Consider the following 4,414-nt stretch of genomic DNA (forward strand, 5'->3'; position numbering starts at 1 on the left):
GAACTCGGCGATCTGCTGCTGCAGGCAGTTTTCTTTGCGGAGATGGCGGAAGAAGAGGGCCGTTTCACGATTGCCGATTCGGTGGATGCGATCAGCGAGAAGCTGATCCGGCGGCATCCTCATGTGTTCGGCGATGAGAGCGCGGAGACGGAAGGCGACGTCCGTAAACTGTGGAGCGAGATCAAGGCGAAGGAGAAAGCACGGCCCCAGGGATTACTCGATGGCTTACCGCGCGCGCTGCCGGCGCTGGTGGAAGCACAGCAGATCAGTTCGCGAGCGGCGACAGCTGGCTTCGATTGGCCGGACGTGGCAGGTGTTCTGGCGAAGCTCGATGAGGAGCGCGTGGAACTCGCGAACGCTGTGACGGCGGAAGAACGCGAACATGAGATCGGCGATCTGCTGTTCGTACTCGTGAATCTGGCGCGGTTTTCGAAGGTGGACCCGGAGCAGGCGCTGCGCCGCTCGAATGCGCGGTTTCGCGAGCGCTTCCGGTATGTGGAGAACGCACTCGCCGCGCGCGGCAAAACGTTGGGTGACAGCACGCTCGATGAGATGGAAGAATTGTGGCAGCTTGCCAAGCGGCAGGCGGCCGCATGAGCATCGTGGTACGTGCGCTGAACTCGCAGGACGAGTTTCATGACGCGGTCGAGCTTCAGAAAGAGATCTGGCAGTTCAAAGACATGGACCTGCTGCCCAGGCGCTTATTCGTGGTTGCGACGAAAGTCGGCGGGCAGGCGTTCGGAGCTTACGACGGCGGCCGCATGGTCGGATTTGCGCTGGCGATTCCGGGGATGAAGCAGGGTTATGGGGCTTACCTGCATAGCCACATGGTGGGCGTCGCGGCCTCGCATCGCAACCAGGGCGTGGGGCGCATGCTGAAGCTGGCGCAGCGAGACGATGCCTTGGCGCGAGGCATCGATCTGATGGAGTGGACGTTCGATCCGCTGGAAATTAAGAACGCATTTTTCAACATCGAACGGTTGGGCGCGGTCGTGCGGCGGTACGTTTTAAATCAATACGGGATTTCGACGAGCGTGCTGCATACGGGACTGCCTACCGATCGCTGCGTGGCCGAATGGTGGATGCGCAGCGAGCGCGTTGTGAAGGCGCTGGCGGGCGAGCGTTCGGAGCGTAGCGAGATCGAATCGCGCATACAGGTTCCATCCGATATCGAGGAGATTCGCGTGAAAGAGCCGGCGCGCGCGCGGGAGATTCAGGGCGTGATCAGCGAGCAGTTTGGGAATGCATTCGATCGCGGGCTGACGGTGATTGGGTTTGAGCGATCGGAAGCCACGGGGGACTACCTGCTGGGGCAGTTCGAATCAGGACGGGGCGAATGAAAATCGATGCAATTGTGCTGCGCCAGGTGCGCATGCCGCTGGTACACTTCTTCGAAACCAGCTTCAGCCGGACCTACGAACGCGACATCATCCTGGTGGAAGCGCGGGCGAACGGCGTATCCGGGTGGGGCGAGATCACCGCGGGCGAGCATCCGTTCTACAACGAAGAATGGACCGAAGCCGCGTGGCGCATCGCGAAAGACTATGCGGGACCGCGCGTGGTGGGACGCGAGCTGGCCACCGCGGCGGACGTGTATCCGCTGACGGCCCACATCCGCGGACATAACATGGCGCGCGGCGGCATCGAAGCGGCGGTTTGGGATCTGCAGGCGCGGATCAATGGGAATCCGCTGTGGCGCGAGATCGGCGGCGGCGCGCGCAAGAAAATTCCGTGCGGCGTCTCGATCGGGATTCAGGACTCGGTGCCGGAGCTGCTGGAAAAAATCGACACCGAGCTTGCGGCCGGCTACCAACGGATCAAGATGAAAATCAAACCGGGCTGGGACGTCGAGGTGATCCGCGAGGTCCGCCAGCAGTTTCCGGATATCCGGTTGATGGCCGATGCGAACTCGGCGTACACGCTGGCCGATACCGAGCGATTGCGCGAACTGGATGCGTTCTACCTGATGATGATCGAGCAGCCGCTGGCGCACGACGACATCATCGATCACGCGGCGCTGCAGAAGAAACTCGACACGGCGATCTGCCTGGATGAAGCGATTCGCTCCGCGCACCATGCCGAGCAGGCGATTCAGGTGAGCGCGTGCCGGATCATCAACATCAAGCTGGGACGCGTGGGCGGCTTTGCGGAAGCCAAGCGCGTGCATGATGTTTGCGAAGACGCCGGGATCCCGGTGTGGTGCGGCGGCATGCTGGAATCGGGCGTCGGGCGCGCGCATAACATCGCGCTCTCGACGCTGCCGAACTTCACATTGCCCGGCGATGTTTCCGCGAGCAAGCGCTACTGGAAGCGCGACATCGTGGTGCCGCCGGTGGAAGTCGATTGCGAAGGACAGATCGCGGTGAGCGATGAAGTCGGGTTCGGCTACGAGCTGGATCACGATTACATCCGCTCCATCACGGTTCGCGAGGAAGCAGCCGGTTGACCGTCCTGCAGTTGCTCAAACAGAACCGCAGTTACCGGCGGCTCTGGATGGGCCAGGTGGTCAGCGAAATCGGCGACCACTTCAACAACATTGCGGTGTTGAGTCTGGCGCTGGCGCACACGCACTCGGGCCTGTCGGCGGCACTGGTGATGCTGGCGCGCGCCGTCCCCGCGATCATGGCTGGGCCGGTGGCGGGATTGTCTCTGGACCGGCTCAATCGCAAGTACGTGATGGTGGCGAGCGACCTGACGCGTGCCGTGCTGGCGCTGGGTTTCATCCTCGCGATTCCGCAGCACTCGAACACGGTGATCTATATTTTCAGCGCGCTGCTGATGTTCGCTTCGCCGTTTTTCACCAGCGGGCGATCGTCGATTCTGGCGACCATCGTCACCGATGAAGAACTGCACGCGGCGAACTCGATCACGCAGATCACCGGATGGTCGACGCTCACCATCGGCGCGGCAGCGGGCGGATTGACGGTCGCCAGCGTCGGATACCAATGGGCGTTTGTGCTGAATTCCCTCTCGTTCGTGGTCTCGGCGATCTGCGTGTGGGGACTGGTTCCGGCCGCCGGCACATTCCGCGTGAAGCGCGTGGTGCTGAGCGAAAACGATGTGGTGCGGCCGTGGCATGAGTACGCGGAGGGGTTGCGTTACATGGCGCGAACGCCGCTAATCATGGGGCTCGCGCTGGTCGGCGTCGGGTGGGCTACGGGTGGCGGCGCGGCGCAGGTGTTGTTCAGCATGTTCGGCGAGCTGGTGTTTCATATGGGTCCGCGCGGGATTGGAATCATCTGGAGCTTCGCCGGACTGGGGTTGCTGATCGGCGGCGCGGTGGCGTTCTTCCTGGGTCCGCGATTGCGATTTGAATCCTATAAGCTGACCATTTCGATCTGCTACATCATCCACGGCGGCTGTTATGTGATCTTCGCGTTGATGCGCAATTTCGAGCTCGCGCTGTTGTTCATCATGCTGTCGCGCGCGGCGGTCGCGGTAAGTTCGGTGTTGAATATGGGGCAATTGCTGGAACATGTCGATAACCGCTTCCGCGGGCGCGTGTTCTCGACCATGGAATCGATGCAATGGTCGGTGATGATGCTGTCTATGGGCGCGACAGGCTTTGCTTCGTCGTATACGGACCCGCGGACGATCGGTGTCTATGCGGGCATTGCGAGTTCAATGACGGCCGTCGGATGGGCGTGGGCGAACTTCACGGGACGATTGCCGGAGCCGGCGCGGCAGGTTCCTGAAGAGATCGAGATTCACGGAGATGCGGTCGCGTGAGTCCGGTTGCCGGTAAGACGGTGCTGGTGACAGGCGGGGCGAAACGCATGGGGCGGGCGATCGCGCTGCGCTTGTTTCGCGAAGGCGCGCGCGTGCTCATTCATTACGGGACATCGGAACAGGAAGCGCGCGAGACAGCTGCAGCGTGCGGCGATGCGCCGTTGTTCCAGGCGAATCTGGAGAGCGTGGGTGAGATCCGCGCGATGTTCGAACAGATCGGGCAGCTGGATGGACTGGTGAACAACGCGGCGCGATTCACGCGCATGGACGTGATGGCGATCGAAGAGGCGGACTGGGATTTCATCCATTCCGTGAACCTGAAGAGCGTGTTCTTCTGCTGCCAGAGTGCGGCGCGTTTGATGCGTGAGGGCGGGAGTGGGAGCATCGTGAACATCAGCTCGTTGGGCGGGCTGCGGCCGTGGGCGGACCATGCGCATTACTGCGCGTCGAAGGCTGGGGTCATCATGCTGACGAAAGCGCTGGCGAAGGCTTTGGCGCCGGAGATCAATGTGAATTCGGTCGCGCCTGGAGTGTTTCCGTTTGGCGATCGCGATGCCGCGGAGACGCAGCCGGAAGTACAGGCGATGATTCGTCGCACGCCGATGCGACGGGCCGGCGAGGCGGATGAGTTAGCTGATGCGGTCTTGTACTTTCTAAGTGCGCCGCGGTTTGTTACCGGGCAGGT

General features: G+C 62.0%; 5 protein-coding genes. All 5 read left to right on the forward strand.

The annotated features are described in order from the left end of the window. The coding region (gene mazG / locus H1Y01_RS17020) for a nucleoside triphosphate pyrophosphohydrolase (protein WP_180541703.1) at positions 1–597 on the forward strand (597 nt) is incomplete at its 5' end. After that, the gene (locus tag H1Y01_RS17025) at positions 594–1,340 is read left to right on the forward strand and encodes a GNAT family N-acetyltransferase (protein ID WP_180541704.1); all 747 of its coding nucleotides are present in this window, start codon (positions 594–596) and stop codon (positions 1,338–1,340) included. The genes mazG and H1Y01_RS17025, both read left to right, overlap by 4 nt. Then, entirely contained in the window at positions 1,337–2,446 is a 1,110-nt protein-coding gene (menC, locus tag H1Y01_RS17030; RefSeq protein ID WP_180541705.1) for an o-succinylbenzoate synthase, read from the forward strand. The genes H1Y01_RS17025 and menC overlap by 4 nt, the downstream gene beginning before the upstream one ends. After that, positions 2,443–3,729 carry an MFS transporter gene (locus tag H1Y01_RS17035; protein WP_219341648.1) on the forward strand — a complete coding sequence of 429 codons (1,287 nt, stop codon included), beginning with the start codon at positions 2,443–2,445 and terminating at the stop codon, positions 3,727–3,729. Before menC ends, H1Y01_RS17035 begins: the two co-directional genes overlap by 4 nt. Continuing rightward, positions 3,726–4,414: SDR family NAD(P)-dependent oxidoreductase (locus H1Y01_RS17040; protein ID WP_219341649.1), on the forward strand; the 689-nt coding region annotated here is incomplete at its 3' end. The genes H1Y01_RS17035 and H1Y01_RS17040, both read left to right, overlap by 4 nt.

This window comes from Nevskia soli, assembly GCF_903970205.1.
In the GTDB taxonomy this organism is placed as follows: Bacteria; Acidobacteriota; Terriglobia; order Bryobacterales; family Bryobacteraceae; genus Bog-113.

What these genes read in the sequence shown, in the direction of transcription:
- H1Y01_RS17025 (WP_180541704.1), top strand. Translation starts at nt 594, where the DNA reads ATGAGCATCGTGGTACGTGCGCTGAACTCGCAGGACGAGTTTCATGAC.
- menC (WP_180541705.1), top strand. Translation starts at nt 1,337, where the DNA reads ATGAAAATCGATGCAATTGTGCTGCGCCAGGTGCGCATGCCGCTGGTA.